The organism is Pseudomonas fulva (genome assembly GCF_023517795.1).
GTDB lineage: Bacteria > Pseudomonadota > Gammaproteobacteria > Pseudomonadales > Pseudomonadaceae > Aquipseudomonas > Aquipseudomonas fulva_D.
This window is the reverse complement of record NZ_CP082928.1, coordinates 3,217,269-3,232,221: the sequence shown is the minus strand read 5'-3', so window position 1 is coordinate 3,232,221 and position 14,953 is coordinate 3,217,269. Positions and strand designations below refer to the sequence as shown.

The 14,953-nt window shown below is 53.8% G+C and carries 15 protein-coding genes and 1 pseudogene; 13 read left to right on the top strand and 3 right to left on the bottom strand.

Features of this window, described 5'->3' with window-relative positions; genetic code table 11:
• Positions 1-12: 12 nt before the first annotated feature.
• The 5 genes from K8U54_RS14790 (at position 13) to K8U54_RS14775 (ending at position 4,667) form a co-directional block, all read left to right on the top strand.
• Positions 13-1,608, top strand: a complete 1,596-nt coding sequence (locus K8U54_RS14790) for a GMC oxidoreductase (RefSeq protein ID WP_249906526.1) — start codon at positions 13-15, stop codon at positions 1,606-1,608.
• A 63-nt stretch (positions 1,609-1,671) separates the two neighbouring features.
• Positions 1,672-2,928 (top strand): MFS transporter, encoded by a 1,257-nt coding sequence (locus tag K8U54_RS14785; protein ID WP_249906525.1) that lies wholly within the window; start codon positions 1,672-1,674, stop codon positions 2,926-2,928.
• A gap of 109 nt (positions 2,929-3,037) precedes the next feature.
• Positions 3,038-3,202 (top strand): hypothetical protein, encoded by a 165-nt coding sequence (locus K8U54_RS25355; RefSeq protein WP_434060029.1) that lies wholly within the window; start codon positions 3,038-3,040, stop codon positions 3,200-3,202.
• A gap of 74 nt (positions 3,203-3,276) precedes the next feature.
• Complete coding sequence (locus K8U54_RS14780; protein ID WP_249906524.1) at positions 3,277-3,669, top strand: GlcG/HbpS family heme-binding protein; 393 nt, start codon at positions 3,277-3,279, stop codon at positions 3,667-3,669.
• 830 nt (positions 3,670-4,499) lie between these two features.
• Positions 4,500-4,667 (top strand): hypothetical protein, encoded by a 168-nt coding sequence (locus tag K8U54_RS14775; RefSeq protein WP_249906523.1) that lies wholly within the window; start codon positions 4,500-4,502, stop codon positions 4,665-4,667.
• A gap of 1,919 nt (positions 4,668-6,586) precedes the next feature.
• Here K8U54_RS14775 and K8U54_RS14770 read toward each other — a convergent pair.
• Positions 6,587-7,216, bottom strand: coding sequence for an HAD family hydrolase (locus tag K8U54_RS14770; RefSeq protein WP_249906522.1), 630 nt, complete (start codon positions 7,214-7,216; stop codon positions 6,587-6,589).
• Positions 7,217-7,995: 779 nt separating this feature from the next.
• Entirely contained in the window at positions 7,996-8,724 is a 729-nt protein-coding gene (locus K8U54_RS14765) for a metallophosphoesterase (RefSeq protein ID WP_249906521.1), read from the bottom strand.
• Between the two features lie 221 nt (positions 8,725-8,945).
• Here K8U54_RS14765 and K8U54_RS14760 point away from each other — a divergent pair, with 221 nt between their 5' ends.
• The 6 genes from K8U54_RS14760 to K8U54_RS14735 all read left to right on the top strand — a co-directional run bounded on the left by K8U54_RS14760 (position 8,946) and on the right by K8U54_RS14735 (position 12,797).
• Complete coding sequence (locus K8U54_RS14760; protein ID WP_349654555.1) at positions 8,946-9,404, top strand: helix-turn-helix domain-containing protein; 459 nt, start codon at positions 8,946-8,948, stop codon at positions 9,402-9,404.
• 681 nt (positions 9,405-10,085) lie between these two features.
• A complete protein-coding gene (locus tag K8U54_RS14755) occupies positions 10,086-10,586 on the top strand; it encodes a ProQ/FinO family protein (RefSeq protein ID WP_249906519.1) in 501 nt (166 codons plus the stop codon).
• 129 nt (positions 10,587-10,715) lie between these two features.
• Positions 10,716-11,075: a histone-like nucleoid-structuring protein, MvaT/MvaU family gene (locus tag K8U54_RS14750; protein ID WP_249906518.1), complete on the top strand. Its 360-nt coding sequence runs from the start codon at positions 10,716-10,718 to the stop codon at positions 11,073-11,075.
• A gap of 530 nt (positions 11,076-11,605) precedes the next feature.
• Positions 11,606-11,830 carry a DUF7706 family protein gene (locus K8U54_RS14745; RefSeq protein WP_249906517.1) on the top strand — a complete coding sequence of 75 codons (225 nt, stop codon included), beginning with the start codon at positions 11,606-11,608 and terminating at the stop codon, positions 11,828-11,830.
• Positions 11,831-11,935: 105 nt separating this feature from the next.
• A complete protein-coding gene (locus K8U54_RS14740) occupies positions 11,936-12,469 on the top strand; it encodes a hypothetical protein (RefSeq protein ID WP_249906516.1) in 534 nt (177 codons plus the stop codon).
• 121 nt (positions 12,470-12,590) lie between these two features.
• Entirely contained in the window at positions 12,591-12,797 is a 207-nt protein-coding gene (locus K8U54_RS14735; protein ID WP_249906515.1) for a hypothetical protein, read from the top strand.
• A gap of 248 nt (positions 12,798-13,045) precedes the next feature.
• On the opposite strand, the pseudogene K8U54_RS14730 reads toward K8U54_RS14735, so the two are convergent.
• Positions 13,046-13,426 (bottom strand): annotated as a pseudogene (locus K8U54_RS14730) (DEAD/DEAH box helicase); the annotation flags it as partial.
• Between the two features lie 149 nt (positions 13,427-13,575).
• Here K8U54_RS14730 and K8U54_RS14725 point away from each other — a divergent pair.
• On the top strand, positions 13,576-13,995 hold the full coding sequence (locus K8U54_RS14725) for a polyribonucleotide nucleotidyltransferase (RefSeq protein ID WP_249906514.1): 420 nt from the start codon (positions 13,576-13,578) through the stop codon (positions 13,993-13,995).
• A 61-nt stretch (positions 13,996-14,056) separates the two neighbouring features.
• Positions 14,057-14,941: a cation diffusion facilitator family transporter gene (locus tag K8U54_RS14720; protein ID WP_249906513.1), complete on the top strand. Its 885-nt coding sequence runs from the start codon at positions 14,057-14,059 to the stop codon at positions 14,939-14,941.
• Positions 14,942-14,953: the final 12 nt, after the last annotated feature.

The following is a 14,953-nucleotide window of genomic DNA, read 5'->3' as shown; positions in this document are numbered from 1 at the left end:
GGCATGCAAGAAATGAGTTCTGAAGTATTAAACACTCATTCAGAGCAAGCCCGTTTGGAAGGAGCGCCGCTACGCCGGCGCTCCAATCCAACCGTGAAGCCTGATGCAAATGGTGAGATAACCTGTGACGTACTGATCATTGGATCAGGCATGGGTGGCTCCACATTTGCACATGCTCTGATCAAGAAAGGACTGGATGTCCTGATCGTAGAGCGCGGCGACTTCCTTCCTCGTGAAACCGAGAACTGGAGCGCTGAAGCTGTTTTCGGCGAGGGGCGCTACAGGAACGCTGAGCAGTGGCTGGACAGAAACAATAACCCCTTTTCGCCAGGGGTATTCTACTACGTAGGCGGAAACACCAAGTTCTATGGCGCAATGCTCCCGCGCTTTCGAGAAGTAGACTTCTCCGACGTGAAGCATGCCGAAGGTATCGCACCTGGTTGGCCAATCAGCTACGCGGATTTGGAGCCGTACTATTGCCAAGCTGAGCAGTTGTACAAGGTTCACGGCAACGCGGGCCAGGATCCCACCGAACCATGGCGCTCCCAACCGTACCCTTGGCCTGGCCTAGAGCACGACCCTGCATTGCTTCCGCTCGAGAAAGTGATGAAGGATGACGGGCTGTCACCTTTCGTAATGCCAGCGGCTGTTGATTTCGGCGAAGACCGCGCCTGCGTGCTCTGTTCTACCTGTGACGGCTACCCATGCCTACTCGAAGCTAAAGGCGATGCAGAGATTTCGACCTTGCGCCCAGCATTGGAGTTAGGCGCAAGACTGATGGTCGGTACCAAAATTAATAAGCTTGTGACCAACAAAGACGGAACTCAGGTCACAGAAGCATTAGGTGTCAAAGATGGGCGCCCGGTCAGAATTTTTGCAAATCGGATCGCGCTCGCATGTGGTGCAGTGAACAGCGCTGCCCTCCTCTTCCGCTCGAAGAATGAACAGCACCCCAACGGTCTTGGAAATAGCTCTGACCAACTGGGTCGGAACTACATGGTGCATAACAGCACCTTCATGATCGCGGTCGACCCCCTGCACACTAATAAGGTCAAGTTTCAAAAAACCTTGGCTATCAATGATTGGTACTCTGCTGGTCAGCGCAACACTTTCCCTCTAGGAAATGTTCAGATGCTCGGCAAGATCCGCGAGCCAATGATTACTCCAATGCGCCCCTGGATTCCGAAAATAGTTTCTCGTTTCATTACTGGCCATAGCGTTGATCTATACCTGACATCGGAAGACATTCCAACTCAGGACAATCGAGTTGTGTACGACGAGGAGCGTGACTCAATCAAAGTCTATTGGACGCCAAACAATTTGAGTGCTCACGAGCAGCTGGTTGAAAAGACCACTGCGATAATGAAAAAAGCGGGTTTTCCAGTTGTACTGACAGAACGGATGGGGATTGCGACAAACTCTCACCAGTGCGGTACTGCAGTAATGGGTAGCGACCCTAAAACTAGCGTTCTAAATCCAGACTGCAGAATGCATGACCTATTCAACGTATGGATAGTTGATAGCTCATCATTCCCCTCTTCAGCAGCAGTTAACCCTGCACTGACAATTGCAGCAAACGCGCTAAGGATAGCGGATGGCTTTCAATAAAAACGCCATCCTTTGCTAAAAACGGATGGTAACCAACCTCAACTGACAGGAACGTGTTAAAAAATGAACAACATGAACAATAGCCTTGTCACCCCTCGAATCAGAAGAGCACGTATTGCAACATTTGCGGGTTTCATGATTCTTGGGGCCATGATGTACATCTGGTCTACAGGCGTATCAGCCTTTCGTCATAACATGGGGCTTAATGGTGATATCGGAGACGCCGATTTCGGCATGATCGCTTTCGGTATAGGTGTTGGCAGTGCAGTTGGCTCATTTATTGTGGGCCTGTTCCTGGATAAGTTTGGTGCGAAGAACGTTATCCTCGCAACAGCTATTGCATATCCTCTCTCGATCATCCCACTGGGCTACACCACCGACGTCTACTTTGCGCTGAGCTTCGGGGTCATCCTTGGCTTGCTTCGAGGTGCTGCAGACACTGCGTACAACACTCACGGCGTTCAGGTAGAGCGATTCTATCAGCGCTCAATCATGACTACGTTCCACGCAGCCTACTCCTTGGGTGGCTTCGTTCTTGGCATGGTTGGTAGCGGATTCGCTGCGCGTTATACCGAAAGCGCAGCCGTCCCTTTCACTGTTCTCGGCGGTTTGCTGCTCGTAATAGGGATCATTTCTAGCCTGTTCATGCTCGAACAACACGAGGTAGTTCCAGCAGCACCAGTGGATACTAAAGAGGCGACGCCGATCAGCACTGCCTCCCTAGGGGTGATCGCTTTGATGGTAGGGTTCGGCATCCTGCTGCTTGGTAGCATGGTTGGTGAAGGCGCTGTTGCCGACTGGGGTCAAGAGTACGGACGCCGTGTTCTTGGGGTCACTGCTGCAGATGCTGGCGTTGCAGTTTCTGTCTTCATCGGTGCTCAGTTCATTGGTCGACTCATTGGCGACCGTCTGGCCGCTCTGATCGGCGCGGTTAAGCTCGTCTTCCTTAGCGCTGTCATCGCTATCGCGGGCCTGATTCTGATCGTCGTCGTCAATACAGAATTTGCCGGTCTGGTTGGCTTTGCAATGTTCGGCCTGGGTCTTGCCAGTATCGCCCCGCTCATGCTGTCCAGTGCTGGTCGGAAGGATCCAGCAAACGCTGGACGCAACATCGGTATCGTTAACTGCATCGGTTACTCTGGGATGCTTCTTGGCCCAGCAGCCATTGCACTTGTTGTCAGTACCTTCGGAATTGATAAGCTGCTCTACTTCCCAATCGTCTTGCTCATTCCGCTCGCGGTCTTCGGCCCCGCGCTGATGAAACAAGGTCGCTCCAACTCTCCGCGTCAACCTACCATCAGTGAGCAAAAAGCAAGCTGATACTTTTAGGGCTGCCATTATCTGGCGGCCCTTTTCTTATTGCATACACCTCCATTAAAAGCGATCCAAACTCACCGTAACGTCTACTTAGCCATCTAAACCGCCCGACATCAGGGATAGACCAGAAACTCGACTGAACTGCACCAATGCGAAGTGGGATCGGGCAGCGCATCAAGCTGCTGATGAAATGAATGAGGAATCTGCACTTACACCTACTAAAGCTTTCAATAGTTCATGCCACAGCAGAAACTTCGGTGCACAGGCTGAATGCTAGCGGGAATGATCAATGGCATCTGATACCAGAAACCACACCAGCAATTAAAATACAGGTTCCAAGGAGGAATAAACATGATCTCATCAATAGCCAAATCAATCATTCAACGAGCTGAAGAGATTGCAAATCGTAGTGGTCACCAAATTTGCATTTCGGTAGTGGATGCCTCTGGCCTTCAAGCAGCATTCCTTCGAATGGACGATGCCATTCCTGGCGCTATCGAAATAGCGATCAAAAAGGCTCGTACTGCCGCCCTATTTCGGACAGATAGTGCGTCAATTGGTAAGGAAGCTCGCCCAGACGGGGCAATCTACACACTCGAAGCAACTAATGGCGGCCTTATAAGTTTTGGTGGCGGCGTTGTAATTTTTGATGAGCACGGACGCGCAGTAGGGGGACTTGGCGTTTCAGGGGCTCCTGTCGATATTGACCAGGCTATTGCGCTGGAGGCAGTCGGCAGACAATGACTTGCTATACCAACCTTGCACTTAATAGTAAGAGACAACCTCTAGCATACTTAAAACTGAAAACACAGGTACCAGAAGTGACGCTGCTTTCTTGTAATAGACTGCACCGATCACTTATCCGATAGTGGAACACACAGGAGGACTGATGGCGGCCTAGAGCGGAACAAGCACCCCTTGTCTTGGCGAGCAACAGAGGCTTGACTCCCGATAGGCGTGCCAACCCAGTCAAATTACAGTACTGCCCCCTGATCTCGCGCACATCGTCAGCCCATAGTTTTCATCTCTGCCATGCGCCTTCACGGAAGGAATCTCGATATGGGCTCAGTATTGCCTGCCTCCACAGCAACGTGTCGAAGGAATCTGCACATAGCTTCAGCCGAAGCAGGCGAGGAACGCGCTGCCGACCTAGAGCCCCAGGTCAGTGGAGAAATGCACGTCTCGCATTCGCTCCGTCGCATGTCCATCGTCCATAAGGCACCTGCGCAGAAAGTGGGTTAAGTGAGACCGAAGACGGCAGCGGAGCTCAATTCCACCATGCGCCGCCTGAGCCCAGACTCTTGGGTTATCGTCCAGTGCCTGCCGTAACGCAGACAAACCAAACTCCCCTACCGCCTGTGCATAGATACGCGTCACCCCGTCGTGGCCAGGTGACCTTTGGAAGGCTTTCAGGGCCGCGATCAGGACATCGCTCAATTTACCCCGATAGACATGCTCAGCGAGCTGCCACACTGCTCGCTCCATCTCCTCACTCAAATGCCATCACCCTCGTTGCCACGCAACCCTGCAGCCCGTCAAACTCGATCACCGACGCTCGGGCCAAGGACTTCCACATGCTCATTCAATTTGATCTTAACCACAACGATCGCGATGCCTTGCTTCGTCATTGCCAGTCATTCCGACCCGACTCCGGAGACGCACGGGAAGATCGCAGGCTGGCAGATGCGTTAGAAACCCTGGTTGAGGCGCTGAAGGCCACAAGTCAAGTACATGGAAATTGACGTCCAGGCGTGTTGTACGACACGGGTACAACTTTGGGCGAGCGTCATCGGCCATTGGCCGTCTCCCAATTTGTATTCAAAGCCAAAGTAGCCGCCAGAGGCGGCTAAACCCGATCCTACCCTCCCCCATGGCAGACAATCATCTGTAGGTTCGTCCAAGCGCGGTAAGCCCAAAAAGCAGGATCAAAAACACGGCAAAAGCCAAACCGACATGGCGTTCTGACCTGGCCTTCCGAGGAGCCTAGGATCTCCCTGCTTTTTCTTTGCTCTCAAATAAATAAACTCCGTCGGCTTTAAAATTTTTTAAGGGGGTGACTCGAAATGTTGTCGCCTATCCGAAAAAAATGTCGCATTTATTAAATTCACAAACACGTTGGATGACGCTGCCCGGAGTCTTTCCACCTACTGTTTTCCCAGGCCACTACGAGTTCACGGCGTCTATTTGGTCTGTCCCTAGCTCCGGGACAGACCACACCTTTATCGCCAGGATTTCCATGTAGCAACGAAGTTCTTATCCGAAACTATTCAGAATTGGGTCGTTTGGGAATGCCTGCACCTGGCGCAACCGTTCCCAGTGTCGCCATCGGCCTCTGCATCAACGCAAACCTCACCCCTAAATGGATACCGCTCGATCGAGACCCGCCCGCAGCAGCTTCAGGGTAGAGGGGCGAACACGATGACCAGATCGTCGTAACCGCCCCGCCAGGTCGGACGAACATTTTCGGTTAATTTTTTCTGAGCTTTACACGCATTTTTTAAAAAAATCTTGGCAACGTTAAAAAAACCTGGCCAACGAAAGGAAAAATTACCCGCAATTCCAGGACGCTGAGGGTGTGACGAGAGGACACTTGGATCTCAGAAACAGAGGGACACCGAAATTGGACAACTTGCCACCGCATCAGTGGATGGCAGACAAGAATATTTCCATACGCTTACCTTTCTCATCCATACGTTTTATTATGAATTATGGCTAAGCAATAATTTTCAGCCAAATGTCTCGGAAGGATTCGCATGATTCATCACTACACGACTGTGAATACCCTTGCCCTAATTCTTCGGTACCAGTCCCTCAGATTCACCCGGCTGGATCGGTTTGATGATGTGACAGAGGGTCGCTCTATTGGCCACTTTCCTGTGGGTGCACGAACTTTTGCGAGCTGCTGGTCAGCGTCACAGGAGGAAAGCATTCCTCAATGGGCCATGTATGGCGACGGCATGAAGGGTATTCGAATCTCCCTCCGGCCCGACCCATTCATTTGGCACCCAATCGACATCGAGTGGCATGAGAATTTTCGCTGTGTCGATCTGCAAGCTCCATTCAGTCTTGAGGAAATGCTATCGCCAAACATCACACTCTTACCTACTCCCAAAATGAGAACGACCTTTGGTCAACGAGTACGCTATGTTCCTGACGTAGAGACAGCAATACAGCATCTGTACTCCACCCCCTCTCCCGGGGAAATCACCTTTTTCGGTGAAGGAACGGAAATCGCTTACTTCAAACCAAAAAACTGGGAATTTCAGGAAGAGTATCGGTTTGTACTTGCAGCGGGGCCGGGCCCGGAACCTCCGTACCACGGTGACCCGGCGGCCTATATTCAGTCCAGAACAGAATGGGGTCATACCGGCATTGACCTGGCGAAAGATCTCCCAGGGCCGACTCATGTCGACATCAGACTTGATCCAGATGCACTGAGGTCTGCTCGAGTCCTAGTAGGGCCCCTAGCCCCCGCAGGGACACTTGAGATCGTTGAGTCTCTGGTGTCGAGGTTCGCTGAAGGCGCCCATGTGAGCCTCAGTAGCTTGAGCAACTCCATACGACCACGGTGAACGAGGCTGACCTGAATGTCGGATGTCATTGAGCAGCCTGATCATTGGCACGCTCATCCTGCAGGGTATTAACCAGTCACTACTGATCGTTACGCGGCCCTCGACGCAATTACAAACTCTGCAAACATATGCAAGTCGGTGAATTCGCCGAACCCACCCCTGTGCAGCTGATACCCCATGAAGCCTGCTGCACGAGCGCCATTTCTATCACAGCGAAGCGAGTCGCCGATCATCCAGATCTGCTCTACTCGCCCCCCGCTCAGCTTACTAGCAAGGGCGTTACGCAACCAGGCATAAATCTCAGGGTCAGGCTTCAAAAAACCAAGCTCGTAGCTGTGCGCGTAGGCATCAAGGTTGGGAAACAAAGACCTGATCGCTGAGCCGTACGGCTGGGCCAAGTTAGAGCAGACGCCCGCAACGATGCCGTGACGCTGCAGTAAATCAATTGCCGCTTGAGCATCCGGATAGACTCTAATCCCTGAAAGGTCGGCCTCGATCAATGACTGGAGTTCGTACTGGCGATCAGCAGAGAGCTCAATACCCAAAAGAGATGCAATTTCGGCCAAGTCACAGTCAAGCGCCATGATCCGCCGGACGTCATCAGCCCGTGGCTTTCGCCCCTGCAGGGCGCCCTCTCGGAGCAGCTCTCGATAGGGGTTCAATTTTGAATGCCTCCACAACAACGTGCCGAAAGCATCAAAAACGACAGCAGCAACCACTCTCTGAGCCCTCCATCAATTCTGACGCGGGTATCCCAGCCGGTGAGCCTCTACGCATCACACGAACACTGGGATGCGGTTTAAAGCACGAGACTTAGAGGAGCTCATTCAGGCTCCTTGGAGAGCCCTGCTCCTCTAGGTACATCACTAGTTCTGGAGCCTCTCGGTTATCGGCTGAAGACACACACGTAAATCCTCAAGCGTCATGGAGTAATTCACGACCAGCACATACGTGCTTCCGGACTCTGTATGGGCAATCCCGTAGCCTAACTCCTCAGTTAAACCGCTAACTGGCGATGTATGGATGAGTCGCCCATCACCAAATCTTCCACAAGCATCCATGAAGACCTGACCTACCAGTCTATCGTCCCAAGGTATCGGGCTCATGAGAAAACCTGTCACCGGAAATGAGAATGTGACTGTCGCAGCCTGGATGACCTCTGGTGGCCAATTCAAAGTGTCCGCCATGATAAGAACCTAGGCAGCGTAGTCGCTAACAATAACGTAGTGGTCATGTCCGCTCACGCTCTGGATAAGCCTGAACGAGCCTTGTGCACGAACCAGTCGCACTGGTGGGGTAGTGATCGTTGAACCATCTGCGATCCGATGCGATAGGTCAGCGTAAGCTTTGGCTACAAACCGATCCCCCACTCTGGCGGCATCCGCCAAGTAGGCATCGATCGGAACACCCCACACCATACCCTGCGCCTGTCCAACCTCTTGAGGAACAGATGCGAATCTCACCGCGTAAATAGACGGTACGACTGTCTTAGCACTCATCAAATTTCAATCACAAAAGCCGGGTCAAAACCCGTCGGTTCAGAGGGATAGCCACGGGGATTGGAAATGACCCGGCAGCCGTGGAATTTCTGGTCAATTGCCTGATGTGTATGCCCATAAATCCAACCGTCAGCCCGAGACACGAGCTCAGGCCAATTATTGCTGTAGCTTGCCGCTGCATGTCCCTCCTCCATGCCGGCAATAGCGGCTACCAAGGGGCAGTGGTGAGTCACAACCAACGTACTGCCTGGAAATGGTTTTGAGAGCTCTGCGTCAAGCCAAGCCTCAGTAACCCTGTTGCGCTTCGCCGTATCATCTGGGCGCAGGCGTCGAAAAGTGCTGTCAGCACGAATACACCGGTAGTCATTCATCTCATGGCGCGCCTGCCTGCTAGCAGCTGAGACATCTCCGCTGATGGTGAAATCTGTCCAACCGGTCGCGCCTAGTATTCGGAGCCCGTCAAAGACCAGCGCATCGTTTTCCAAGATCCAAACGTTGGGTGCCGCGCACTCACGCATTTTGGCCAAGGTACGATCAAAGTGGCCGCCGTAAAACTCGTGATTACCACAGATGTAGGCCACAGGCTTGGTGAATACCTCACTTGCCCATTTCACCCCTCGGCACTTGATATCAATATCGCCAGCCAGAATCACCAGGTCATGCTCCGGATGCGCAGCATCGAACCTAGAAAACTCGTTGTGCAAGTCAGACAGTACGTACAGCTTCAATCTCAACTAACCTCGACTTAGCCATATATTGATAAAGCCTTTGCGGGCCGCGCTGATCTCCCTGTACGCCCACATAAATCGCGGACTTAAAGCGTGGCCAGGTCGAAAGCGCAGCCCCTCCTCAACGGAGAAATCCGCAAGACAGAAGACCATAAAGGAGAACTATATAGCGTCGATTTAGACGACGCAACGTGGCCTTATCCTTGTTTTTGAGGATCCCTATGCCAAGTCGTGATGGTCTAGCCGCTGCCTTGCGCGCACTGAGGGCGTCAAAGGGCCTTCGGCAGATCGACCTTGTGTCTGCTACGGCTCGGCGCTATGTGCACAACATCGAACACGGCAAATCCGCAATCTCGCTTGAGAAGCTCGATGAAGTCGCAGCGGCTGTCGGTGTCGACCCCATTGCTTTTCTGGTGATAGCGAGCGCGGTATCTCGAAGCACGACACCCGAGTCAGTGATCCAGCTAGCTTTAGAAGACCTAAAGGCTTTCCAGGATGCAGGTGGCATGGAACGGCTAGCTGAGCAGGTTGATCTAGGCCCGAGCCAAGTGCGCGCTCTGAACCGACAGGCCAAAATCGAGGCGGTACGAGCTTGCAAGGCAAGAGGATTGAGTCGTCGCGAGGCAGCTGAAGAATTGGCGATGCCGAAATCAACAGTAGCCAGCTTCTGGAATAGCTGAGCGCCCTAATGCTCGGCATCGCCACCGGAGCACTCAGTTCACACGCAACAATCCTGACCTCGCCTGCACACCGGCCTTGTTCCGCTATATACGGGCGACTCCACTTGTGGCGGCCTAGGAGCTCAGACGGTTGGAGCTCGGCGCAGAGCTGCCGACTATTCAGCCCAAGCCCATAGTCCTTGGTATCGACGCGACTATGAAGTTGGCCAACCGCCAATAGTTCGCTGTAACCCTCTTTTTTTGCTCTGTAACCCTGGAAGGGTTACAGAGCAAAAAAAGAGGGTTACATACACGACGACAACCTCTGACTCGCTAACCCGCTCAGGCAGGAACCGGCCGTAGGCTGTGGTTCTCATCGCTCGAGCTTGCTACCCGTTAGCCGCTATAACAACACTTAGTTGAACTTCCTGTGCATACCCCAAGTTAATTTCGCCACTTTCAGGTTCACCAAACGTTGCCATAGCGTTGACGGGATTTGCATCACCTCCTCTACACCTTGAAGCGCTAGGACATAGTGCAAATACCAGACCTTATCTACATCTTGAGTCATGGCCTTGGTAGATTGGCGTTGGCCCCATTCGTCTAAGCATCATCGCAGGCGGGCTATCCTCGGGCTGCTCCAAAAAAACTGAGTAGGGTAAGCTTGCACCCATTATCAACCACAAAGCTGTGAATTGAACGATGGGTTTTGAGCAATTAGCTGATCTACGTGACCGCCTGCGAGCAGAAAAAGCGCAGATAAAAACCGAGAACACGAAGCAGCACAAGCGGCAGCCGAAGCCAAAAGCTAAGCCTCGCGAGCAAGATCCTGGCGTAGAGGCGATCTGGAGATTGCAGAAGCACTTTCCACTAGCCTTCCCGGCTACCCCTGCCCCAAAGGTTCCTCTTAAGGAGGGCATCCTAGTCGACGCGGAGCAGCACTTGGAGCTTCTGGGCCTAGCCAAGGAACAACTAAAACTCGGCCTTGCTGCCTGGTGCAAGGGAACCCGATACTGGGCGGCCATGGTTGAAAATGCACCACGTTTAGACCTGAATGGCCAGCCAGTTGGCACGGTGACTACCTCTCAGGCACTACATGCCAAAAGGCAAGCAAAGCGACAGCGCAGTCAATTGCGTCGAGCACAATCTCAATCGAAAGTGCTCCCGACGCCAGTAGATCAGAACGCAGATGAAAGTAGCTAATCGTCAGCTCTGCACTGGCAGATTGCCAAGCTAATCAACAGCAAAAAATGCAAAGTTAATATTATTATATTAGACTCAGATAACGACCTTGCTGTAGCAAGCTTCATTCACAAACCAATTGGGGAAAACATGTCCAAAATCTCAGAACTCAGAGCCCTGGAAGCCCAGATCGAAGAACACAAGCAGCGACTTGCTGCCCTGCAAAACGACCAGGGTCTGAAGAAAGAAATCGAGTTTGAAAGCAAACTGCGCAAGCTGTTGGCTGAGTACAACTACTCGCTGCGCAACGTAATTGACCTGCTGGATCCTTCAGCGGGCACCGGGCGCAAAGCTGCTGCAGCTAAGCCGGCTCGTCGTGAGCGCACGCTCAAGCGTTACAAGAACCCGAAGACTGGTGAGATCATCGAAACCAAGGGTGGGAACCACAAAGTGCTGAAGAGCTGGAAGGAAGAGCACGGCGCTGAGACGGTTGAGAGCTGGGTGCAGTGAGTGATTGATCAAAGGCCGTGAGAGCGGCCTTTTTCTTATCTGGAACTTTTGAGGTCAGACAAAGGGATTGGCAGCTTATTGCCTCTACACATCACCCCATAGCCTTTGCTCCAGACACTGATCAGTGTTGTCCACGAGCATCTTGGTAAGCCTGATTGCCTTTTCCAACTCGTCACAAGTGACGAGATATGCTGCCAGCGCTCCAGCTGATTGTTTTTTGGAACGATGCACTACCCACCCGCGCTCCACGATCAAAGCACCGAACGCTTTATGATTGCCCAGAGCACTACGTGTGTGATGCATATTCAATATATGCCTAAATCGTATTTCATGTTTTTTGAAAATACTCTAACTATATGAAAAACACTCAAAAACAACAAGACTTGAAAGTGCGGGATTAAATAGATACTTTCCCATGAGTGCTTTTAGTCCATGTGCTCTAGAAGGCATTAACTATTCTGCTGAGCAACTTCATTGATCAATCGAAAAGCTGGAGCTGATTAAAAAATGGTGCTTTCTCATGGGCGATCATGATTCAACACAAGAACGTCATCGTGACTTTTAATATTGGTGACTGCCAAACGGATGCAGAATTGAGCCACGGAAAAACTTTAGCTCTTGCTCAGTTTTTCAAGCGTCTTACTTGGAGTGAGCTACGTGGATGCGCAGAGAGTGATGAAGAGGCCTATTTAATCCGGTCGGTAGTCTCAAAGCTGCAGGACGCGATGGCGCGTGGTGGTTATGCACCGCGCTGATCTTTATTGAAGCTAGTTTGCAACATACCTTATATCAGTGATACCTGAATGACGCCTAATCAGCGAGATGAAAGTCTGGAAACGTAGATCCTCGTCCGTCATCACTTGACGACTCGCTCTCAGCGCATCAATGCACCTGACATCAGTTCCCAGGCTCTCCGTATTGCTCCCGCGTTGATAGCTGCACGTTTCTTTGACTTCAAGGTAAAAGCGATGCTCACAGAGTCGCCCTACATCACTCACCGCGAAATCCTGCTCAACGGCAAGTACGGCACCGCCTACCTATTGCAAGAGTTCCTCCTGTACCAGCTAAACCCCTGGCAATACCCGTTTGACATCGATCAGCACCGTGGCGGTTTCGATAGCCGCCACCTGCAGATCTACAAAGACATGAAGTGGTGGTACTGCTACAACGGATCGGATTCTGCAGGATTCAAAGAGCTGGCCAAGACTATTGAGACTCGTAAGCTCAAAGAGGCAGATGACCTTCGCAATGATCTGATCCGCCTACGGCAGATGCGGCCTGAAGACTATCCCCATGAGGAGGGAGAAGATCAGATCAAAGCCTATCAGGCAGATATCAGGCTTCATGAAATGTATTACAGGCGGTACGTGGAGAAGGGGTATTTGGATGAGTGATTTGGGGCGTGAATAATGGAACTTGCTGCGATCAAAACAAGGCCCACCATCTCATGGAAAGAATAACTAGGAAATGGATAATCCCACAGTCCAAAATTATAGATCTAGCCGATGGAGAGTAATGGATTTGCTCTATTTTAAAATGACCCCAGCAACAATTAATCAAAGGACTGAAGTGCGAGCACGGCATCAAAGTCAAGCCGATATGGAAAGTAGCATCGCCGCTTGGAGATATCTCAATGGCGCGGGTTTGCTCATCCTCGCCTACTACTATATCGATACATTGGAAGCGCTTTTGTGGCTTGCACAGATGGCGCTCCCTGCTTGAACAGCTGAGCCACTACATGGAGGCTTCGCGGCTAGCACGTTGGATCAGTCCAACGGGAAGTCATCAATCGCGCTGTGTCAGATAGACCGGCCTCATGACTCCTCGTCAGATGCACGGCTAAGGCTTTTCCAGGCAGGAGCAGGAACATCAAAGTCTTGTGGGCTTTGACTTCAAAGACAAAGCGAAGGCGGTGGCTGAAGTTACGCAGCTTGACAAGAAATATGTGGATTCAGGGATTGTGGGAAAACGTGGAATTCATCGAAGATCACCAGGCCCACGCCTTCCAGCGCCGGGTCGTTCTGCAGGCGCCGGGCGAGAATGCCCTCGGTGACCACCTCGATACGCGTGTTCGGCCCCACCTTGCTGTCCAGGCGGATGCGATACCCCACGGTTTCACCCACCTTCTCACCCAGCTCGCTGGCCAGTCGCTCGGCGGCGGCGCGGGCCGCCAGGCGCCGTGGTTCGAGCATGATGATGCGCTGCCCGGCCAGCCACGGCTGGTCGAGCACGGCCAATGGCACGCGGGTGGTCTTGCCGGCCCCGGGCGGCGCTTCGAGCACCACTTCGTCGCGTTCGGCCAGGGCGCGGCACAGGTCGGGCAGCAGGGAATCGATCGGCAGGCTGTTCATCGGGGCTCCAGTTCAGGCCGGCGATTATACGGCGAACCGCCCCCGCCTTCGCCCGGTCGTATAACCTCGAAAGCTGCTGTTGCTGCGCCGCAGCAGCTTTGCCATGCTCGCCTTGCTATAGTGGCGTCCACTTTTTCTGGAGGTGCTCGATGCGCATGAAATCCCGCGTTATCGGCGGCGTTCTCGCCGTTACATTGGTCACTCAACTGTCTGCCTGCGGCACCATCTTCTTTCCTGATCGCCGCGGCCAGATCGAAGGCCGCATCGACCCCCTGGTCGCCGGCCTGAACGCCATCGGTATTCTCTTCTACGTGATCCCCGGCCTGATCGCCTTCGGCGTCGATTTCGCCACCGGCGCCATCTACCTGCCCGGCGGCACCACCGCCCAGGTCGATACCCCGTCCCTGCAGGGGGTGGTGGATGCCGATGGCAAGGTCGACACCGCCAAGCTCAAGGCACTGATCGAAACCCAGACCGGTCACAACCTGCCACTCGACGACCCGCGCCTGATCCAGCACAGCGGCAGCGTCGAACAGCTGGCAGCCTATGGCCTGCGTCCTGCGGCCTGATCGAACCGCGCAGCCCGTCAGCGATGGCGGGCCCACCCCTGCTGCACCCCATGGATTACCCATGACCCTCGACCGCCAGCACGCCCGCCTGATGCGCCAGGCCACCGCCGCCGCACTCTGCGTGGCGCTGACCCTGGTTTTGTGCAAGGCCGTCGCCTGGTGGGCCAGCGGTTCGGTCAGCCTCTTGGCCGGCCTCACCGATTCGCTGCTCGACAGCGCCGCCTCGCTGCTCAACCTGATCGCCGTGAACATCGCCCTGCGCCCCGCCGACGACGATCACCGTTACGGCCACGGCAAGGCCGAGGCGCTGGCCGGGCTGGGCCAGGCGCTGTTCATCGGCGCCAGCGCCATCCTGGTCGCCGTGCAAGGTTTCGACCGCCTGCGCCAGCCGGAGCCGCTGACCGCCCAGGCACTCGGCATCGCGGTGATGCTGCTGTCCATGGCGCTTACCATCGCCCTGCTGCTGTTCCAGCATCACGTGGTGCGCCGGACCGGCTCCACGGCGATCCATGCCGACTCGCTGCACTACCGCTCCGACCTGCTGCTCAACGGCGGTATCCTCCTTGCCCTGCTGCTCGCCTACCTGGGCTGGCAACAGGGCGACGCGCTGTTCGCCATCGGCATCGCCGCCTACATCCTGTGGAGCGCGGTAAGCATCGCCCGCCAGTCGGTCAGCGTGTTGATGGACCAGGAACTGGCCCCCGACGTCAGCACCCGCATGGGGGAACTGGCCTGCGCGGTGCCCGGGGTCGTCGGCATCCACGACCTGCGCACGCGCCTCTCCGGCACCCGCTGGTTCGTGCAGTTGCATGTCGACCTGCCAGGCAGCCTCAGCCTCACCCAAGCCCACGCACTGTGCGAGCAGGTGGAAGATGCCATCCGCAGCGAATTCGCCCAGGCCGAAGTGCTGGTGCATGCCGACCCGGTCGACGCCGCACCCTTTTGAGGCAGGCGATAC

Bases quoted from the DNA above. Each gene is read 5' to 3' on its own strand.
- K8U54_RS14790 (WP_249906526.1), top strand. From the start codon at position 13: ATGAGTTCTGAAGTATTAAACACTCATTCAGAGCAAGCCCGTTTGGAA.
- K8U54_RS14785 (WP_249906525.1), top strand. From the start codon at position 1,672: ATGAACAACATGAACAATAGCCTTGTCACCCCTCGAATCAGAAGAGCA.
- K8U54_RS14780 (WP_249906524.1), top strand. From the start codon at position 3,277: ATGATCTCATCAATAGCCAAATCAATCATTCAACGAGCTGAAGAGATT.
- K8U54_RS14775 (WP_249906523.1), top strand. From the start codon at position 4,500: ATGCTCATTCAATTTGATCTTAACCACAACGATCGCGATGCCTTGCTT.
- K8U54_RS14760 (WP_349654555.1), top strand. From the start codon at position 8,946: ATGCCAAGTCGTGATGGTCTAGCCGCTGCCTTGCGCGCACTGAGGGCG.
- K8U54_RS14755 (WP_249906519.1), top strand. From the start codon at position 10,086: ATGGGTTTTGAGCAATTAGCTGATCTACGTGACCGCCTGCGAGCAGAA.
- K8U54_RS14750 (WP_249906518.1), top strand. From the start codon at position 10,716: ATGTCCAAAATCTCAGAACTCAGAGCCCTGGAAGCCCAGATCGAAGAA.
- K8U54_RS14745 (WP_249906517.1), top strand. From the start codon at position 11,606: ATGATTCAACACAAGAACGTCATCGTGACTTTTAATATTGGTGACTGC.
- K8U54_RS14735 (WP_249906515.1), top strand. From the start codon at position 12,591: ATGGATTTGCTCTATTTTAAAATGACCCCAGCAACAATTAATCAAAGG.
- K8U54_RS14725 (WP_249906514.1), top strand. From the start codon at position 13,576: ATGCGCATGAAATCCCGCGTTATCGGCGGCGTTCTCGCCGTTACATTG.
- K8U54_RS14720 (WP_249906513.1), top strand. From the start codon at position 14,057: ATGACCCTCGACCGCCAGCACGCCCGCCTGATGCGCCAGGCCACCGCC.